Origin of the sequence: Pseudomonas sp. XK-1, from assembly GCF_038069885.1 — a bacterium.
Lineage (GTDB): Bacteria > Pseudomonadota > Gammaproteobacteria > Pseudomonadales > Pseudomonadaceae > Aquipseudomonas.
In genome coordinates this window covers 1146250-1164504 of the sequence record NZ_JBBPES010000001.1, presented here as the reverse complement: position 1 = coordinate 1164504, position 18255 = coordinate 1146250, and the positions used below count along the sequence as shown (strand labels likewise).

Here is an 18255-nt window from a genome sequence, read left to right as displayed (position 1 = left end):
AAATTCGTTGAGGGTGTGAAACAAATAAAAAGAAGAGAAAACTACCTGTCTGGGTCCGGCAACGTGCAGCGAACTCGAATATTAATAAAAGTTCACACTAGCCATTTGATTAAACCTGCTTCAGCTCGCCAGCCGCGGCGGCCCGGTAAAATCGCCTGCAAACACCTCGAGGAAGACCTGCTTGTAGCGCTCAGCAAAAAATCAATAATCACCAAATCGACTGAACTATTACCAGCCAGCATGGCCCCGAAATTTTCGCCATATAAACAAAGGTATCCGCAGCCTATAGCACGGTAGAAATATGCGCCAGCAAGTTTATTCAAATTAAGAGGCGCGATTCATCGCGATAAACATAAAAGCTATACAAGCTATAGCCTTAGCAGCAGTAATAAGGACAGACAAAATTCCGCCGTGTGTTCGATAGCACACATATACAATCGATATAACTTCTCAACGGCATTCAACAGCGAAAGTAAAAGGTTTCACAATTCGATTATGTGCGCATAAACAAACAAGCAAACCATGACGCCATGCACGCTTTAACCCTGAGCCGGCAGGCAACCATCATTGGCTGCAAAGTCCTGTGGTTTTACCCAACCGCGGTACCAGTAATGGATCACGCAGGGGCTACCCGCTAGACAGATGAGGGCGCGTTAGCAGAAACCTTTAGGGGGCAGGCCTCAACAGAACCCACGGCCATGGCCCAGGGACGTCTCGCCCAACAGTTCTGCGTAAGCAGGGTGCGCCGTGCGACGCACCTCAGCTGAAAACCTATGAGAGGCGCACGGCTCCGCCCTTTTCAGTGGGCTATCAGCGGGTTTGCGCCTCGATATCGAAACCCTTGCGGTTATCGCTGACGATACGGAAGTGCTGCGTGCTACCGGGTTCGACCTTGACCGCCAGCTCGCGGCGCAAGCGCCCCTTGCCGCACAGGGTGTCATCCATCTCGTCGATCCCGATGCCCAGCACCCGCGTGCCGGTCGGCACCTGGAAACGGGCCACTTCGCCCATGCCGATACGCGCCGCCACTGTGCGGTCCACCAGGATGGCCACATAACAGCCCGCGCCCATACCGCCGAAATCGCGGTTGACCACCAGCTGCCCGCCTCCGTCCAGCGACTCCTGATAGCCCAGCAGGCGGTCCTCGGGAACCGCCTTGACGTTCTCCGGGTCGCCCCTGAAGGATGAGCAGCCGGCCAACAGCAACAGCGGTAATACGGCACAGATCAATCGCATGGGAGCCCTCCATGGGCGCAGGAAACAGCAAAGGGGAACAGCCAAAACGGCGTGAGTATTGCCCCTGGCGCGGCCGGCCTCAAGTAGCGCCTGATGCGCCGCCGCAACCGGGGGGGGGTTATCAGCCGGCGATGCGTTTGAGCAGACGCGCCTGCAGCGCCGCCAGCTCGGCCGGTTCGGCCTTGACGCTGGCGTGGATGCCCAGCTGCTCCCCGGCAAAGCGCGGCACGATATGCATATGCAGATGGAACACCGTTTGCCCGGCCGGCGCACCGTTGAACTGCGCCACCTGCACCCCAGCAGGTTCCAGCTCATCCACCAACACCTGGGTCAGGCGCTGCACCACGGCCATCACCTTGGCCAGGCTGTCCACGTCGACATCCAGGATATTGCGCGCAGCAGAGCGCTTGGGGATCACCAGGGTATGGCCGTAGGCCTGCGGAAACACATCGAGGAAGGCCAGCACATCCTCGTCCTCGTAAAGCTTGTAGCAAGGGGCTTCGCCGCGAATGATCTGGGCAAAGATATTCTGCGCATCGTAATCGCCGTGCAGGCTCATCTGGGTTCTCCGTTAACCAGGGTGTGAGATGGGCTAAACCATACCTGCTTGTGGGCAAAACCGCATGACAACAAGACACAGCGTGCGCCCATCGTCGCCTGCCGGTATCGTCTGCATTCCGCCGTTTTTCAGGATCAAGCCATGCGCCCACGTCTGCCGCTCACTGCCCTGCTCTGCCTCGCCGCGCTGTATGCGGCCGCCGTATCGGCCAGGGTCGAGGTGGAAGCCGCGCAACACCCAAGCCTGGGCCGGGTGCTGGCGGCCAAAGTCAGCGAAGAGATTGCCCCCGGCGATTACGAGACCCTGCTCAAGGGCATCCAGGCCAACCCCGGCCAGTTCAACCGCAAGATACTGCTGCTGGACACCATCGGCGGCAGCGCCCCGGAAGCCATGCGCATGGGCCGCCTGCTGCGCGAAACAGGCTTCGATGCCCTGGTGCCAAGCACCGGCATCTGCCAAGGCAGCTGCATCTACCTGCTGGCCGCCGGCCACAGAAAGACCGTCAGCGGCCACGTCGGTCTGCATCGCCCGCCCTTCTCCAGCGGCGACTCCGCCCAGGCCCAGGCCGCCCACCGCCACGAACGCTACAGCCCGGTGGCCTACTTCCGCGAAATGAATGTGCCCAGCCGTCTGGCCGAGGAAATGCAGCGCATCGCCCCGCAGCGGATGAAGCTGCTGTCGGCCCAGGAACTGGCCAGTTTTGGCTTGAAATGAGCCCAGGCTGCATCGCCCCTGCATTCTTGCAGCACCACGGATAAAGCCGCCCGCCGCCGTTGTCATATCGACAGATCATTTCGACCGCCAGGGCGGGCGTTTATAGCGGAGGTACTGCAATGAAGGTGAAATCCAGGCCCAGCCTGTGGCTGGCGTGCATCCTGCTCTGTAGCTGGCTAAGCCCGGCGGCGGCCGACCATCGCCATGACGATGATGATGACGAGTGGGAGGAGGAGTACCGGGATGGGCCATGCAGGGTCAAACGCGAGGCCGACGACGGCGACTACAAGGAAGAGATCAAGTGCCCGGGCGGTCGCGGGGCCTACTGGCCGCGCGGCGAGTGGAAGGACGAATACTGGGAGCGCGGCTGCAAGGTGAAGATCGAAGCCAAGTACGACGAGTACAAGAAAGAGGTCAAGTGCGACAACGATGACTGAACAGCCCGCGCTCAGGGTGCGAGGTAGCGCGGTACGATGCGCGCGTAGCTGCCGTCGTCCACCAGGTCTTTAAGGGCCGCCTTATAGGTTGCGACAAAGGCCGGACTGAGCGCCCGCTTGCTGAAGGCCACCTCGGCCGCCTCGGTTGAAACCACCACGGCGCTGGGTTTGATCCGCTCGCCCAGGCCCAGGGCCTGAATCTCGTACACCCCGCTGCGTTCGTCGGCGATGATGCCGTCGATCCGCCCCTTGTCGATCATCTGCCACAGGCTTTCCCGGCTGGCCACCAGCGCGACTCGGCCAGCAAAGGCCTCCCGCCCCATCAACTGCTGGTAATCCGGGCCGTAGGACACATTGATCTGTGCCCCCAGGCGAAATGGCGTGTCCTGCAAGTCGAGCAAGCGGCTGACTGGCCAACGCTCCAGCGCATCGACATGCATAAAGAGGATATTGCGCGAGGGTGGCAGCAACGCCCCGGAAAAATGAGCATAGCGTTCGCGCTCGGGCTTGCGAAAGGCTCCGGGGAGAATCGCCAGCCGCCCCAGTTCCAGCTCCTTGAGCGCCCGCCCCCAGGGCAATTTGACCAGCCGGGCCTGACAGCCCAGACGCGCCAGAACCGCGCGATTGAGGTCGACATCGATACCGCCGACACTGCCATCCGCCAGGAGCAGGCTGAATGGCGGATCGTCGTCCCAGCGCAGGGATTTCTCGCAGGCCCACGCGCCGCCCGACAACAGGGTTGCCAGCACCAGCAGGGCTAGCGGTGGGTTAAGCCACGGGGCTTTGCAGAAACAGGCGGCGACTCTGTTCAAGGTTATTGCTCACAGCGTGCGCAAGAGTTGTGCCCCGAGTCTAGCAGGGCTGCACGGCCGAGTTCGCCGCAGACCGCCCCGCTCGCACCGCGCCAAAGCGGCGATACCAGGCTCAGGCCTCGACCGCTTGCCACTGCTTGCTCAGGCGCTTGTCCGATACCGGCAGCTTGGTGCCCAGTTGCTGGGCAAACAGCGACACGCGGTACTCCTCCAGCAGCCAGCGATACAGGGCCAGTTGCGGGTCGCGTTTGCCTTCCTGACTGTGTTTACCCAGGCGCGCCTGGTATTGCTCCCAGTAACCCGCCAGCTCGCCGCTCCACACCCGATCACGCTGCACCTGGCCGGCGATCTTGTCCAGGCGCTGCTCGATGGCCTTGAGATAACGCGGCACTTCCTTCAGCCACTGCGCCGGGGTTTCGCGGACGAAACCGGGATACACCAGATTGCTCAGCTGCAGCTTGATGTCATTCAGCGCCATGGCCTGGGCCAGGTCGATCTTGCCTTTGAAGCGCTTCTGCAGGCCGTGCCACAACTTGAGTATTTCCAGGGTCAGCTTGGCCAGGCGTTCGGCGTGACTGGTCCAGTCGCCACGCTTGCGCTCGGCCAGGGCAGCCAGACCGGCACCGTCGCGCGGTAGCGGCTCGCTGCCTTCGAGAATGCAGCTGTCGAGGCTGGCCAGCAGAATATCCTCGACCAGGGCATCGACCCGCCCCATGTCGCGGTACAGCAGCGCCAGCTCGGTCAGCCCCGGCAGCTTGCCGCGCAGGAATTTCGCCTGTTCAGCCAACTGCTGCAAGAGCAAACGCTGCAAGGCGCGGCGATGCTGAAACTCGGCTTCGGCCAGGGTCGGGAAGCGCCCTTCCTTGACCACACCCGCCTCTTCCACCAGCGCCGGGTAGACGGTCATGGACAAGCCGGCGACCTGCTGCTGGGTCTTGGCCGCCACTTCGCTAAAGGCCTTGGCCTCCACCGGTTGCTGGCTCTGGGCGGTTTTTGGCAGGGCCAGGCCGGCCTGGGTCGCCTGGCTGAAGCGCGCGGTCAGTTCACTCAGATCGCGGCCTTCACCCAGGGGTTTACCCTGGTTGTCGACCACTTCGATATTCATCCGCAGATGGCTTTCGATCTGGGATGCGGACTCGGCCCAAGCCTCTTCGCTGACCCGTGTACCGGTCATGCGCGTCAACTCGCGACCGAGGGCTTCGGGCAGGCTACCGTCGGCAAAGCTGATCTTGCCCAGGGCGGCACCGACAAAATCCGGTACCGGCACGAAGTTCTTGCGCAGCGCCTTGGGCAGGCCGCGCACCAGGGCCATGCACTTGGCTTCCAGCAGGCCCGGCACCAGCCATTCCAGGCGTTCCGGCGGCAGTTGCGGCAACAGCGGCGCGGGTACGCGCAGAGTGACGCCGTCACGCGGATGATTGGGCTCGAAGTGATAGGAGAGCGGCAGGGTCAGTTCGCCCAGGCGCAGGCTGTCCGGGTACTGCGCGGCGGTAACTTCCTTGGCGTCGCGAGCGAGCACGTCCTCTTCGCGCATAAGCAGCAGCTGAGGGTTCTTCGCGCTTTCGCTTTTGTACCAGCTGTCAAAGGTGGCGCTCTGGTAGATATCCGCCGGCAGACGCGCATCGTAGTACGCGAACAGGGTTTCATCGTCGGCAAGAATGTCGCGGCGGCGCGCCTTGGCTTCCAGCTCGTCGAGCTTTTCCAGCAGCTGACGGTTGGCGCTCAGGCACTTGGCGCGCGAGTTGATCTCGCCACCGACCAGGCCCTCGCGGATAAACAGCTCGCGGCAGATAACCGGCTCGATGGGGCCGAAATGCACCGGGCGACGGCCGACCACAATCAGGCCGTAGAGGCTGATCTGCTCGAAAGCCACCACCTGGCCGCGCTTCTTCTCCCAGTGCGGTTCCAGGTGGTTCTTCTTGATCAGATGGCCGGCCAGTGGCTCGATCCAGTCCGGTTCGATCTTGGCCACCATGCGTGCAAACAGCTTGGTGGTTTCCACCAGCTCACTGGCCATCAGCCAGCTGGGTTTCTTGCGACCGATTACCGAGGACGGATGCACCCAGAAGCGGCGCTGACGCGCGCCGAGGTAGTCGCCGTCTTCGGTCTTCTGACCGATCTGGCTGAGCAGGCCGGCGAGAATCGCCTTGTGCACGGCGGCGTAGCCCTTGGCGCGCTGGGCGGCTTGGTCTTTTTCGGCCAGCTCCCTGGCCTTGTGCGCCGCCGATAGCTGGACGTCACCTGTAGGATGGCGTTGAGCAGAGCGATACCCATCATCTGGTCCGGCATGGGTATCGCTACGCTCCACCCTTCCTACGTTGCCCTTAGCTGGCGATAGCTGTAGATCACGGGTAATCAGCACCAGCTGACGGTGCGCGTCGCGCCACTCGCGCAGCCTCAGGTAGTTGAGGAAATTCTTGCGGCACCAGCTGCGCAGCGCACTGGACCCCAGGGCCTGGCGCTGCTCCTCGAAGCCGCGCCAGAGGTTGATCAGCGCGGCGAAGTCGGAATCCACATCCTTCCACTGCGCATGGGTCTGGTCGGCGGCCTGCTGGCGGTCAGACGGGCGCTCGCGCACATCCTGCACCGACAGCGCGCTGGCGATAATCAGGATTTCCTCAAGGCTGCCCTGCTTGGCCCCTTCCAGCACCATACGGCCTAACCGGGGATCAACAGGCAGGCGCGCCAGCTGGCGGCCCAGCGGCGTCAGCTGGCCCTCGCGGCTGACCGCCGACAGCTCCTGCAGCAGGTTGAAGCCGTCGCTGATGGCCTTGCCATCCGGCGGCTCGATAAAGGGGAAGGCCTCGATCTCACCGAGGCGCAGATGGAGCATCTGCAGGATCACCGCCGCCAGGTTGGTACGGAGGATTTCCGGGTCGGTAAAGGCCGGGCGGCCGTTGAAATCTTCCTCGCTGTACAAGCGAATGCAGATACCCGGCTCAACCCGCCCGCAGCGGCCCTTGCGCTGGTTGGCGCTGGCCTGGGACACGGCCTCGATGGGCAGGCGCTGGACCTTGGCGCGGTAGCTGTAACGGCTGATCCGCGCGGTGCCGCTGTCGATCACATAGCGGATGCCCGGCACGGTCAGCGAGGTCTCGGCGACGTTGGTGGCGAGGACGATCTTGCGTGCGCCCATGGGCGCGAAAATCTTCTGCTGCTCGGCCGGAGTCAGCCGCGCATAGAGCGGCAACACCTCGGTCAGGCGCAGGTTGGCCTTGCGCAGCACCTCGGCAGCGTCGCGAATCTCGCGCTCGCCAGGCAGGAATACCAGCACATCGCCAGGGCGTTTGCCCTCGGCTTTCTCGAAGGCGCTGATTTCATCCAGCGTTGCGAGAAGCGCCTGGTCGACGGAGAGGTCTTCCTCGACGCGGTTGCCGTCTTCATCCTGCTCGGCGGTCAGCGGCCGGTACCAGGTATCCACCGGGAAGGTGCGCCCGGACACTTCAACAATAGGCGCACCATCGAAATGTTCAGAGAAGCGCTGCAGGTCGATGGTCGCCGAAGTGATGATCAGCTTGAGGTCGGGGCGGCGCACCAGCAGGGTTTTCAGAAAGCCCAGGAGGAAGTCGATGTTCAGGCTGCGTTCGTGGGCCTCGTCGACAATGATGGTGTCGTACTTTTCCAGGTAGCGGTCGTGCTGAGTCTCCGCCAGCAGGATGCCGTCGGTCATCAGCTTGATCAGGCTGCGCTCGTTGCTCTGGTCCTCGAAGCGCACCTGATAGCCGACCAGCTCGCCCAGGGGCGTGCCAATCTCCTCAGCAACCCGAGTAGCCACGCTGCGTGCAGCCAGACGGCGCGGCTGGGTGTGGCCGATCAGGCCATGCACGCCGCGGCCCAGCTCCAGGCAGATCTTCGGCAACTGAGTGGTCTTGCCCGAACCGGTTTCCCCGGCGATCACCACCACCTGATGCTTGGCGATGGCGGCCTTGATCTCGTCGCGCTTGGCCGCAATCGGCAAGGCATCGTCGTAACGCATGACCGGCACGCTCAACCTGCGCGCCTCGACCTTGGCCCGGGACGCCTCGAAGCGCTGCAGCCACTGCGCCAGCTTGGCCTCGTCCACTGGGCTCTGCTTGCGCAATTCGTGCAACTGGCGGCGCAGGCGATGGCGATCGCCCAGCAGAGTCTGGTCGAGGTTTTTCAGCAGTTGGTCAACGGCGGGCGTGGCATCGGTCATCGGCTAATCGCGGAGTGGCTCAAGGGGAAAGGCTGGAGGGTGGCGATTGTCGCAGATTTAACCGGGGGAAAACGACCGACCACGTTTTGCCGAGGTGCCGGTTAAGCCCAGCGGCCTAGCCCATGGCAACGGCCAGAACGGCATGGCAGCCATAAGGGACATCCATGTCTCTGCCCTAGGTGCCGCTAAAGCTGGGCAACAAGGCAGCCTGCCGTCTTATCGCGCGGTTCAGCGCTAGTCGCGCTCGGACCAGAGCACGCCGCCGGTGGCCCAATCGCTTTTCTTCACTTCTTCGAAGATCACATCCACCGCGCCGGCATCGCAGCCGAGCACTTGGGTCGAGGCGTCGGTCAGGGCTTTGGCGTACTCGCGTTTGATCTCATCGCTGCGGCCTTCGAATATTTTGACCAGGAGGGTAGGCATCTAATAATCCTCAAAACAGGGAAACAGGACTGGTTAGATCGGTCACGGCGATCCGCTTGGCGCAAGAGCGCGGGGCATTATGGCGAGAGTTATGGTTTTTGGCTGCACTGCGCTAAAGCGCTGAAATACCTGTAGGAGTGGCCTTGGCCGCGATGCTTTGTGGCCTTGTTCGCGGGCAAGCCCGCTCCTACAAGAGCATCACGCCCCTTTGTCGATAAAAACAAAGGGCCGCTTAAAGCGGCCCTTTGAGGTGGTGGCAGATCAGCCGTGACGGCGTCTGCGCCACAACCACAGCGCCAGCACGCCGAGGGTCAACAGTACCGGCACCAGGACGATATTAAGCAGCTTGAGGGTGCGCCCCAGGGCTTCGATATCGGCATTGAGCTGGTAACGCACGTCGCGCAGTTCCTTGCGGATCGCCAGTTTCTGCTGCACAAAGCGCTGCACCGCCGCCTGCTGCTCGGGGGTCAGTTCGAGCATCTTGCTCGGGTCGTCGTTCTGTTGCAGGGCCGCGAGTTGCTGCTCGGTTTCCGCCAGGCGCGCCTGCAGGGTCTGCTCCTTCTCACGGAACTGCACTTCGGCCTCGCGCTGAATCCGCTCCACCACCTCGAACGGCCGGCTGAAACGGCCCCGCGAGCGCACGCTGATCAGCGCATCGCTGCCGGCCAGGTTGTCCAGGGTGTTGATGGCGAAGGCGGCGTTGTCGGCCCAGGGCTGGGGGATGCGTTGGCCGAAGAAGTCCTGCACCTGCACCCACATGCGGTCGGTGAGTATATCCGTGTCGGCTACGACTATCACGTTGATATTGTCCGCCTGCTTGAGGCCGTCCTTCTGCCCCTCGATACCGTCCGGATAGGCCGACTGCGCCGGGCCGCTGATGCGCGCGGCCAGGGTGTAACGCTCGCCGGTGGGCTCCAGCTCGCGGATCAGCTCTTCCGGGTTGGCCAGCATGCCGAAGCGCTTCGCATCGAAGGGCATGGCGTACTGCGAGCTGCTGATCAGCGGGGTGAACTGGGTCTTGGCCCCTTCCAGCGGCTCCAGTATGCCGGCGGTGGCCACGGTGATGGTTTCCAGCGAGGCGGTGCTGATGTCGTCCTGATCAAGGGCCTTTTTCGGCAGACTCAGCCAGGCGGCATGACGCACCGGGCGTTGGCCCTGGCCCATGCTGACCGACATGGCGTAGGAACCGTCGCCGAGCACCTGGTCGGGCACCATGCGCAGGCCCCAGGCCTTGAACAGCCCGGGCAGATCGGAGGCCTTGTCGATCACCATCTCGCCAGGCATCTCGGCCTGGGTGTCGGCTTCGCTAAAGGGGTCGACAAAGGTCAGCAGCTTGCCGCCGCGCAGGACGAACTGATCGATCGCATACAGCGTCTGCTCGGGCAGCTGCTTGGGGTGGATCAGCAGCAGCACCGACACCTGCTCAGGGATCAGGTCCACATCGGCCTTCAGGCTCTCGATCTGGAACAGCTGGCGCACTTCCTCGATCAGCATCCAGGCCGGTGTCGGCTGACGCGCGGCCATGTCGAAGCCGCCGTTGACCGGCAGGCCGGACAGCACGCCGACCACTGGCCGCTCGGGCTTGGCCAGGCTCTGCACCAGGCGGCTGAGTTCGTATTCGAGGAACTCTTCCTGATCCAGGGCGAAGAACGGGATCACCTGGGTCAGGCCTTCGGCATTCTTGCCGGCCAGGCCGAAGTAGATGGAGTCGCCGCCCTGCTGCAGGGGAACACCCTGCAGACCGAGTTCGGCGGCCTTGTCCTCGTCCTCGGAGAACGGCGCGGGGTCGATGATATTCAGCTTGAGCTTGTCACCGGCCTCGCGCTGGTAGGCCTTGAGCATCTCCTCGACGCGCTTGGCGTAGGTGCGCAGCACCGGCAGTTCCTTGGTCGCGGCGTCGGAGTAGAAGAAATTCAACTCCAGCGGCTGGTCCAGCTCCCGCAGGATCTGCCGGCTGCCGTCGGTCAGGGTGTAGAGCTTCTGTTCGGTCAGGTCCAGGCGGGCATTGCTCAGGCCCAGACCGGCGAACAGGTTGAAGGCGAGAAACGCCAGGGCAATGAGTACGAGCCCGGCGCTGGAAAGCATCAGCTTTTTCATGGGCGACCTCAGTCAGCTTTTTTCAGGTCGATAACCACCGCGGTCGCGGCCAACCAGGCGGCGATCAGGGTGAGGAAATACAGCAGGTCGCGCAGGTCGATCACGCCCTTGCTGATCGCATCGAAACGGGTCAGGAAGCTCAGCGAAGCCACGGCATCAATCAGCCATTGCGGGGCCCAGCCACTGAAGCCGTCGAGCACCATGGGAAAGCCGCTGACGATAAACAGGAAACACACGCTGACCGCCAGGATAAAGGCGATCACCTGGTTCTTCGCCAGCGCCGACATGCACGAGCCAATCGCCAGGTAGGCCCCGGCCAGCAGCCAGCTGCCGATATAACCGGTCAGGATCGCGCCGTTGTCCGGCTCGCCCAGGTAATTGACGGTGATGATCATCGGGAAGGTCAGCAGCAGCGCCAGGCCGGCAAAGGCCCAGGCGGCGAGGAACTTGCCGGTAACCGCGTCGAAACGGGTGATCGGCAGGGTCATCAGCAGTTCGATGGTGCCGCTCTTGCGCTCCTCGGCCCACAGGCGCATGGCAATCGCCGGCACCAGAAACAGATACAGCCAGGGGTGGAAATTGAAGAACGCCGACAGGTTGGCCTGGCCGCTCTCGAAGAAGCCGCCGAGGTAGAAGGTGAACACCCCGGACAGCACCAGAAAGATCAGGATAAATACGTAGGCCAGCGGCGTGGCGAAGTAGCTCGCCAGCTCGCGTTTGAATATCACCGACAACTGACTCATACCACCTCCCCACGGGTCAGGCTGCGGAACACTTCGTCCAGCCGCCCGCGTTCGACATTCAACTCACGCACCTTCCAGCCGCGCTCGGCGATCAGCCCATTGACCTGGGGGAAGATCACCTCGCCCGGTTTGGCCAGCACGCTCAGGCTGTGTTCCAGAGCGTTCTCCTCCACCCCGGCCACACCCGGCAAGGCTGCCAGCGCGGCCTGATCCAGCGGCTCCTCAGCCACCAGAGTGACGGCCTGGTGGTAACGCGAGCGGCTTTCCAGCTCCAACGGCGTGCCATCGGCCAGCAGCTTGCCGTGGGCGATCACCACCGCGCGGGTGCAAACGGCGGACACCTCTTCAAGAATATGGGTGGAGATGATCACGATCTTGTCGTAGGCCAGGCTCTGAATCAGCTTGCGCACCTGGTGCTTCTGATTCGGGTCGAGGCCATCGGTGGGCTCGTCGAGGATCAGCACCTTGGGGTCATGCAGAATCGCCTGGGCCAGGCCGACGCGGCGCTTAAAGCCTTTCGAGAGCGTCTCAATCGACTGCTCAAGCACGGCTTCCAGCTCCACCTGAGCAACCGCCTTGGCAACCCGCTCACGCTTCTCGGCACCCTTGAAGCCGCGCACCTCGGCGATAAATTCGAGGAAGCTGCGCACCGTCATATCGCCGTAGCAGGGCGCGCCTTCGGGCAGATAGCCGATCAGGCGCTGGGCCTTGAGGCAGTCCTTCTGGATATCGAAACCGAGGATGCTGGCGCTGCCCGAGGTCGGCGCAAGAAAGCCGGTGAGCATCTTCATGGTGGTGGATTTACCGGCACCGTTGGGGCCGAGAAAGCCCAGTACTTCACCGGGCTGGACGCTAAAGGACAGATTGTCCACGACGGTATGCTGCGCAAAACGCTTGGTCAGGTTTCTTATTTCGATCATGGCCTCTCACCATTGCGGTAACAGGCCCTGCTCGCGACCCGTGCAGGTGCAAGCCGGGCGTTTAAATGCCGGCGGACTATAAGGAGTCGGCCAGGGCCAGTGCAAGCCGGGAACCTGGGGGTCATGCCGTGCGACCTGTCGGCGCAGCCCCGCAGGATGGGTTAGCCGCCCAGGCGCTAGGTGGCCAGAGCGCATTCTAGGCGCGGCGTAACCCATCATTCGGTATGCCTGCCAACGCCGTATAACCCAACCTAGGTTCAGCGAATCAAGCAGTTACAAGATTTTGCCGACAGCCCGACGATCCGGCACACTACGCCCCCCCGAGCAAATGCTCGTTTTGCCAAGCCAGCAGACTCCGTATGACCCGATCCCCGTTCCGCCGCCTTGTCTTTGGCACCCTGCGCCGTGTGCTGTACCTCTGGGTGCGCTCGGAAACCATCAACCAGTCGGCCTTTACCCTCAAGCTCGACCGCAGCAAGCCGGTGTTCTACGTGCTCCAGCTGCCGTCGCTGAGCGACCTGGCGGTGGTCGATACCGAGTGCCGCAAGGCCGGCCTGCCACGCCCGGTGCTGCCGGTGTCGGTGGGGGCACTGGAGGAACCGGCGGCGTTCTTCTACCTGACCCCGGAGCCGGACTGGCTCGGCCGCCAGGACAAGCGCGGCACCTCGCCGACGCTGCAGCGCCTGGTCAGCGCACTGAGCCAGCATGCGGTGGACGATGCGCAGATCATTCCGGTCAGCGTGTTCTGGGGCCAGTCGCCGGACCGCGAAACCAGCCCGTGGAAGCTGCTGTTCGCCGACAGCTGGGCGGTGACCGGGCGTCTGCGCCGGCTGGTGAGCATCCTGATCCTGGGCCGCAAGACCCGCGTGCAGTTCTCCACGCCGATCCAGATGCGCGAGCTGATCGAGCAGGACAAGGGCCACGAGCGCACCCTGCGCATGGTCCAGCGCATCCTGCGGGTGCACTTTCGCAACCAGAAGGCCGCGGTTATCGGCCCGGACGTGTCGCATCGGCGCAACCTGGTCAAGGGCCTGGTGCACGGCCCGCAGGTACGCCAGGCGATCCTCGACGAAGCCGAACGCGAGAACATCAGCCTGGAGAAGGCCGAAAGACAAGCCCTGCGTTACGGCAACGAGATCGCCTCGGATTACACCTACACCGCCATTCGCTTCCTCGAACTGGTGCTGAGCTGGTTCTGGAACAAGATCTACGACGGCATCAAGGTCAACCATATCGAAGGTGTGCAGGACGTCGCCCAGGGCCATGAGGTGATCTATGTACCCTGCCACCGCAGCCATATCGACTACCTGCTGCTGTCCTACCTGCTGTTCCGCAACGGCCTGACGCCGCCGCATATCGCCGCCGGAATCAACCTCAACATGCCGGTCATCGGCGGCCTGCTAAGGCGTGGCGGCGCGTTCTTCATGCGCCGCACCTTCAAGGGCAACCCGCTCTATACCGCGGTATTCAACGAATACCTGCACACCCTGTTCAGCAAGGGCTTCCCGGTGGAGTACTTCGTCGAGGGCGGCCGTTCGCGCACCGGGCGCATGCTGCAGCCGAAGACCGGCATGCTGGCCATCACCATGCGCAGCTTTTTGCGCAGCAACCGTCTGCCGGTGGTGTTCGTGCCGGTGTATATCGGCTACGAGCGGGTGCTGGAAGGCCGCACCTACCTGGGTGAGCTGCGCGGCGCGAGCAAGAAGAAGGAGTCGATCTTCGACATCTTCAAGGTGATCGGCGCACTCAAGCAGCGTTTCGGCCAGGTCTGGGTCAACTTCGGCGAGCCGATCAAACTGGCCGAATTCCTCGACGCCGAGCAGCCGGACTGGCGCAGCCAGGACTACGGCAGCCAGTTCCGCCCCGAGTGGCTGAACAGCGCCACCAATCGCCTGGGCGACAAGGTGGCCCAGCACCTCAACGAGGCGGCGGCGATCAACCCGGTCAACCTGGTGGCCCTGGCGCTGCTCTCCACCAGCAAGCTGGCCCTGGACGACCGCGCCCTGGCGCGGGTGCTCGACCTGTACCTGGCGCTGCTGCGCAAAGTGCCCTACTCGCCCCACACCACCTTGCCGGAGGGCAATGGCCAGGCGCTGATCGAATACGTGCAGAAGATGGACCTGCTCGCCGAACAGAGCGACGCCCTGGGCAAGATCCTCTACCTGAACGAGCACAACGCCGTTCTGATGACCTATTACCGCAACAACGTGCTGCATATCTTCGCGTTGCCGGCGCTGCTGGCGAGCTTCTTCCAGAGCAGCGCGCGGATGAGCCGCGAGCAGATCCTGCGCTACACCCGCGCGCTCTATCCCTATCTGCAGTCGGAGCTGTTTATCCGCTGGAATCTGGACGAACTGGACGGCGTGGTCGATCAGTGGCTGGCGGCCTTTGTCGAACAGGGCCTGCTCAAGTTCGACGGCGACGTGTATATACGCCCAGCCCCCAGCTCGCGCGAGTTCGTTTTGCTGACCCTGCTGGCCCGCGCCATCGTGCAGACCCTGCAGCGCTTCTATATGGCCACCGCCCTGCTGCTCAACGCCGGGCAGAACACCATCAGCGCCGAAAAACTGGAAGACCTGTGCACCGTGATGGCCCAGCGCCTGTCGATCCTGCATGGCCTCAACGCCCCGGAGTTCTTCGACAAGAGCCTGTTCCGCCACTTTATCCAGAGTCTGCTCGATGAAGGCGTGCTGCGTCAGGACGAAGCCGGCAAACTCAGCCACCACCCACTGCTCAACGAACTGGCCGAAGGCGCAGCCAAGCGCGTGCTGCCGGCGGAGATTCGCCTGTCGATTCGCCAGGTGGCCATGGATAGAAACGAGGACATGGCCGAGACGGTGTAAACCCACCTACCGAAAACGATGTAGGGTGGATGACGCTTTATCCATCCACCAAATCGCGATGGTGGATGAAAAAGGCGTCAGCTACTCGCCCCGATCCACCCTACGGGGTCACAGAGCTTGTAGATAACCATGAACCCAGACAACGACAAAACCGCCAAACCCTCCCGCGCCGAATTCCACCAGGCCAACCAGGCCCGCGCCGAGGCCGAAGCCCAGCGCCTGCTGGCGGCGAAAGCCGAACTCGGCGCACGCTGGCTAAGCTGGGTAGCCGCAGAGCTCTACGCCCTCAAACCCGCCGCCTACGCACAGATGGTGCGCCGCGAGCTGCAACGCTTAAACGCCGATTAAGTAGGGTGCGCCGGCGCACCCTACGAGTGCGATGCCTTGCGGCGATGCGGGGGTTCCGCGGTCCCGTAGGGTGCGCTGCGCGCACCGGGGTTAACCGCCGATCTTCCAGGCCAGCAATCGATCAAGCCGTTGTCGTAGGCGGGAGATGAATGTGGCGAATAACCGCGCAAGCCGCGGTGCGCACGGCGCACCCTACAGATATCTGGCTCGTCGCATTTAGAGCAGAAGACGCAGCTCTTCGGGCGGCATCGGCCGATTGAGCAAGTAGCCCTGGGCCTCATCGCAGCCATATTGGCGCAGGAGCTCCAGCTGCTCCCGGGTTTCCACGCCCTCGGCGGTCACGGTCAGGCTCAGGGCGCGGCCGAGGCCGATAATGGCCTGGATAATCGCTTTGCTATCGTCGGCGGCATGCAGGTCGGTCATAAAGCTGCGGTCGATCTTCAGGCCATCGAAGGGGAAGGCTCGCAGGTAACTGAGGGACGAGTAGCCCGTGCCGAAGTCATCCATGGACAGCCGCACGCCCAGGCCTTTCAGCTCCTGCATCAACACCAGAGCCCCCTCGGCATCTTCCAGCATCACGCTCTCGGTCAGCTCCAGCTCCAGACGCCCGGGTGGCAGCCCGGTCTCTTCGAGTGCACTGCGAATCTGCGCCACCAGCTGGCCGCCGCGAAACTCCACCGGCGACAGATTGACCGAAACGATCAGCGCCTCGCTCCAGCTCAAGGCCTCGCGACAGGCCGCACGCAGCACCCAGGCGCTGAGTGGAATGATCAGCCCGGTGCTTTCGGCAATCGCGATAAAGCTGTCCGGCCCCAGCAACCCACGCTGGGGATGCTGCCAGCGCACCAGCGCTTCGACCGCCACCATGCGCTGGCCGCTGACGCGATAGCGGGGCTGCAGCACCAGGCGCAGCTCCTCATTGGCCACGGCATGGCGCAGGTCGTTCTCCAGTTGCCGACGCTCGATCACCCGCTCGTTCATAGCATTGGCGTAAAAGCACCAGGCACTGCGCCCGGCACCCTTGGCCTGGTAGAGGGCAATCTCGGCAAAACGCAGCAATTCATCAGCCTGGCGGGAGTCGGTCGGAGCCATGGCCACCCCAATACTGGCACCGAGGAAAATGCGGTGATTATCGATCTCGAAAGGCTGCTCGATTGCGCCGATCAGCCCCACACAGAGCTGCTCCACTTCCTCCGCAGCCGAGATGCCGCTGACGATCAGGATAAATTCATCGTTGCCCATGCGCGCCACCAGGTCCCCCTCGTGCAAGGCCAAACGCAAACGCTGGGACACCTCGGCCAGCACCTGATCGCCCACTTCATGACCGAAGGAGTCGTTGACCGGCTTGAAACGATCCAGATCGATGCTCAGCATCACCAGCGGCTTGGCGGCCGAGGGCAACGCCTTGAGTTTGGCTTCGAGGAACTCCTGCATACGGTGGCGGTTGGGCAGACCGGTCAGGGCATCGTGCAATAACAGGTGTTCGATACGCGCCTGGGCCTGCAGCTCTTCGGTGATATCGCTGACCGTACCGCGATAACCACCCGCTGCCTGACCATCCGCGATACGCCGCAATGACAGATGGCAGGTGCGCAACTCGCCATCGCAAGCGCGGTAATGGCATTGGCGAATATGGCTAACTGTTGCTGAGCTGCTACAGGTCTCCAGCCAGACATCCAGGCCGCCAGGGCACTGCATCAGTTCGTCCAGCGGGTGACCGAGCCAGGCGCTTGCCGCATGTCCGGTCAGCGCCTGGAAGCGGGTCGACAGATAGGTCAGACGCAGCTCGGCGTCGGCCTCCCAGATCCAGTCCGTAGCGGCCTCGGCCACATCCCGAAAGCGCACTTCACTGGCGGCCAGGGCCTGCTGGCTGGCATACAGCGAGGCGTAACTGGCATCCACCTCTCGCGCCGAAGCAATGGCCCGGCGCAGGGTCAACCCGGTGATCAGGGCAAAGATCGTCCCGCCCAGGGCGAGCAGCGGCAGAATCCAGTACAGCAGCAGGCGGCCTGGCCGCGCAGGCTCCCAGCGCAACAACAGCGGCTGCGCGCCCACACTGGTCAGCGCCAATGCCGGCGTGGCCTGGGCATCAACGGGGTCGGTGGCCAAGCGCAGGTTGGTGACGCCGAAATCCTCACCCAGGGCCTGCAGCTTCGCCGGGCTGAGCAGATCAACGAAGAGCAACAGCGAGGGCGGCCCCGCCAGCGCGCCGACCTGGGGGTCGCCGCCGGTGGTCAGGCCGGTGACGGCCAGCAGCGCGGGTTGCCCATCGACTTGGACAAAGCCCACCACCGGCTCTTCATCCTCGGTTTGCCTACGGGCCTGCTCCAGCAATTCGGCTACGTCCTGTTTTAGCCATTGCTCCAGCGCAACCGCCACCCGCTGGCCATTGACCACCGCATAAGCAGTACGACCTTGAGGGTCGAGCACAAACAAGCCCTCATAGGCGAAATCCTCGAACAGGCTGGGGCCGAGGTTCTGCCGGATATAAGCCCACTCGTAGTCGACCGTGACATGCAGATTGCGATAGGCCTCGCCCCAGTAGGCGTAATCCTTGAGGGTCGCCAACATCGACTTTTCCCGGGTCTGGATGGCCTTGTCGACATAGAACAGGCTCTGCTGGGTCGCCCGCGTATTCTGCTGCAGGGCAATCTGCACCAGGCCCACACTGGCCACGACAAACAGCAGCAAAAGCAGCGCAGCCATAAACAGCAGAGCGTGACGAGTGGCACCTAAGGTGGCAACAGCTTTAACGGAGTGGCGGGCCAGTTCGGCGGGTGGCGGCATTGAGAATCCTTAAGGCCTGTCCATAGCCGCGAATAAGCGGGAAAGCCCCCTGTCTTGCCCGAGCATAACAGCATTGAAACGCCCTGCGGGTAGCAAAAAGCCACTGCTGTGCGGGCTTTAACGCTAGCGCATCACAATTCCTACAGGCCCCGCTAGGGC

At 63.0% G+C, this 18255-nt stretch carries 13 protein-coding genes; 4 read left to right on the top strand and 9 right to left on the bottom strand.

Features of this window, described 5'->3' with window-relative positions:
* Window positions 1-810: 810 nt before the first annotated feature.
* Both WMW70_RS05170 and WMW70_RS05165 read right to left on the bottom strand, forming a co-directional pair.
* Window positions 811-1236: a 3-isopropylmalate dehydratase gene (locus WMW70_RS05170; RefSeq protein ID WP_341436415.1), complete on the bottom strand. Its 426-nt coding sequence runs from the start codon at window positions 1234-1236 to the stop codon at window positions 811-813.
* A 121-nt stretch (window positions 1237-1357) separates the two neighbouring features.
* Entirely contained in the window at window positions 1358-1795 is a 438-nt protein-coding gene (locus WMW70_RS05165) for an HIT family protein (RefSeq protein ID WP_341436414.1), read from the bottom strand.
* Window positions 1796-1936: 141 nt separating this feature from the next.
* Between WMW70_RS05165 and WMW70_RS05160 the strand changes: the two genes are divergently transcribed.
* Window positions 1937-2509 (top strand): COG3904 family protein, encoded by a 573-nt coding sequence (locus WMW70_RS05160; RefSeq protein ID WP_341436413.1) that lies wholly within the window; start codon window positions 1937-1939, stop codon window positions 2507-2509.
* Window positions 2510-2628: 119 nt separating this feature from the next.
* Window positions 2629-2946 (top strand): hypothetical protein, encoded by a 318-nt coding sequence (locus tag WMW70_RS05155; RefSeq protein WP_341436412.1) that lies wholly within the window; start codon window positions 2629-2631, stop codon window positions 2944-2946.
* Between the two features lie 11 nt (window positions 2947-2957).
* On the opposite strand, the gene WMW70_RS05150 is transcribed toward WMW70_RS05155, so the two are convergent.
* The 6 genes from WMW70_RS05150 to WMW70_RS05125 form a co-directional block, all read right to left on the bottom strand.
* On the bottom strand, window positions 2958-3758 hold the full coding sequence (locus tag WMW70_RS05150; RefSeq protein WP_341436411.1) for a substrate-binding periplasmic protein: 801 nt from the start codon (window positions 3756-3758) through the stop codon (window positions 2958-2960).
* A gap of 112 nt (window positions 3759-3870) precedes the next feature.
* Window positions 3871-7935 (bottom strand): ATP-dependent RNA helicase HrpA, encoded by a 4065-nt coding sequence (hrpA, locus tag WMW70_RS05145; protein ID WP_341436410.1) that lies wholly within the window; start codon window positions 7933-7935, stop codon window positions 3871-3873.
* Window positions 7936-8169: 234 nt separating this feature from the next.
* Window positions 8170-8358 (bottom strand): 4-oxalocrotonate tautomerase, encoded by a 189-nt coding sequence (locus WMW70_RS05140; protein WP_341436409.1) that lies wholly within the window; start codon window positions 8356-8358, stop codon window positions 8170-8172.
* Window positions 8359-8619: 261 nt separating this feature from the next.
* The gene (locus tag WMW70_RS05135; protein ID WP_341436408.1) at window positions 8620-10455 is read right to left on the bottom strand and encodes a GldG family protein; all 1836 of its coding nucleotides are present in this window, start codon (window positions 10453-10455) and stop codon (window positions 8620-8622) included.
* An 8-nt stretch (window positions 10456-10463) separates the two neighbouring features.
* Window positions 10464-11198, bottom strand: coding sequence for an ABC transporter permease subunit (locus tag WMW70_RS05130; RefSeq protein WP_341436407.1), 735 nt, complete (start codon window positions 11196-11198; stop codon window positions 10464-10466).
* Window positions 11195-12118, bottom strand: coding sequence for an ABC transporter ATP-binding protein (locus tag WMW70_RS05125; RefSeq protein WP_341436406.1), 924 nt, complete (start codon window positions 12116-12118; stop codon window positions 11195-11197). Before WMW70_RS05125 ends, WMW70_RS05130 begins: the two co-directional genes overlap by 4 nt.
* 359 nt (window positions 12119-12477) lie before the next feature.
* Between WMW70_RS05125 and plsB the strand changes: the two genes are divergently transcribed.
* Window positions 12478-14961 (top strand): glycerol-3-phosphate 1-O-acyltransferase PlsB, encoded by a 2484-nt coding sequence (gene plsB / locus WMW70_RS05120; protein WP_341436405.1) that lies wholly within the window; start codon window positions 12478-12480, stop codon window positions 14959-14961.
* A 129-nt stretch (window positions 14962-15090) separates the two neighbouring features.
* Window positions 15091-15309, top strand: coding sequence for a hypothetical protein (locus WMW70_RS05115; protein WP_341436404.1), 219 nt, complete (start codon window positions 15091-15093; stop codon window positions 15307-15309).
* Window positions 15310-15525: 216 nt separating this feature from the next.
* Here WMW70_RS05115 and WMW70_RS05110 read toward each other — a convergent pair whose 3' ends face one another.
* Window positions 15526-18096 carry a bifunctional diguanylate cyclase/phosphodiesterase gene (locus WMW70_RS05110; RefSeq protein WP_341436403.1) on the bottom strand — a complete coding sequence of 857 codons (2571 nt, stop codon included), beginning with the start codon at window positions 18094-18096 and terminating at the stop codon, window positions 15526-15528.
* Window positions 18097-18255: the final 159 nt, after the last annotated feature.

Excerpts from the sequence above, each read along its gene's own strand:
- WMW70_RS05130 (WP_341436407.1), bottom strand. The coding sequence starts at position 11,198 with ATGAGTCAGTTGTCGGTGATATTCAAACGCGAGCTGGCGAGCTACTTC.
- WMW70_RS05135 (WP_341436408.1), bottom strand. The coding sequence starts at position 10,455 with ATGAAAAAGCTGATGCTTTCCAGCGCCGGGCTCGTACTCATTGCCCTG.
- WMW70_RS05140 (WP_341436409.1), bottom strand. The coding sequence starts at position 8,358 with ATGCCTACCCTCCTGGTCAAAATATTCGAAGGCCGCAGCGATGAGATC.
- WMW70_RS05155 (WP_341436412.1), top strand. The coding sequence starts at position 2,629 with ATGAAGGTGAAATCCAGGCCCAGCCTGTGGCTGGCGTGCATCCTGCTC.
- WMW70_RS05170 (WP_341436415.1), bottom strand. The coding sequence starts at position 1,236 with ATGCGATTGATCTGTGCCGTATTACCGCTGTTGCTGTTGGCCGGCTGC.
- WMW70_RS05160 (WP_341436413.1), top strand. The coding sequence starts at position 1,937 with ATGCGCCCACGTCTGCCGCTCACTGCCCTGCTCTGCCTCGCCGCGCTG.
- WMW70_RS05115 (WP_341436404.1), top strand. The coding sequence starts at position 15,091 with ATGAACCCAGACAACGACAAAACCGCCAAACCCTCCCGCGCCGAATTC.
- WMW70_RS05125 (WP_341436406.1), bottom strand. The coding sequence starts at position 12,118 with ATGATCGAAATAAGAAACCTGACCAAGCGTTTTGCGCAGCATACCGTC.
- plsB (WP_341436405.1), top strand. The coding sequence starts at position 12,478 with ATGACCCGATCCCCGTTCCGCCGCCTTGTCTTTGGCACCCTGCGCCGT.
- hrpA (WP_341436410.1), bottom strand. The coding sequence starts at position 7,935 with ATGACCGATGCCACGCCCGCCGTTGACCAACTGCTGAAAAACCTCGAC.
- WMW70_RS05165 (WP_341436414.1), bottom strand. The coding sequence starts at position 1,795 with ATGAGCCTGCACGGCGATTACGATGCGCAGAATATCTTTGCCCAGATC.
- WMW70_RS05110 (WP_341436403.1), bottom strand. The coding sequence starts at position 18,096 with ATGCCGCCACCCGCCGAACTGGCCCGCCACTCCGTTAAAGCTGTTGCC.